The organism is Dellaglioa sp. CoH-55-MRSF-7 (genome assembly GCF_056782235.1).
This window is the reverse complement of sequence record NZ_JBXAYI010000214.1, coordinates 1-247: the sequence shown is the minus strand read 5'-3', so window position 1 is coordinate 247 and position 247 is coordinate 1. Positions and strand designations below refer to the sequence as shown.

Here is a 247-nt window from a genome sequence, read left to right as displayed (position 1 = left end):
GGCTCTTTCCGCCCTTCACCCATTCGCGGAAGATCAGGAACGCCATGATCTCGTTGCCTTCGTCCATCTCGGCCTGAAGCGTCTTGAGGAAGCCCTCCATGCGCTTGATCGGGGACTCACCCAGACCTTCGAGCGTCGGCGTGTCGTTCACGGGCAACCCGTACATCGTATTCATCTTGCGAACCGCCCACGGGAAGAAGTGGCCGATTTCCAAACCGCTCTCCGCAAAGTCCGTCGACGCGGAGCC

The 247-nt window shown here is 60.3% G+C and carries 1 protein-coding gene; it reads right to left on the bottom strand.

Annotation, left to right across the window (positions count from 1 at the left end):
• The coding region (locus AC1RPU_RS08430; RefSeq protein ID WP_481769719.1) for a hypothetical protein at positions 1-247 on the bottom strand (247 nt) is incomplete at both ends.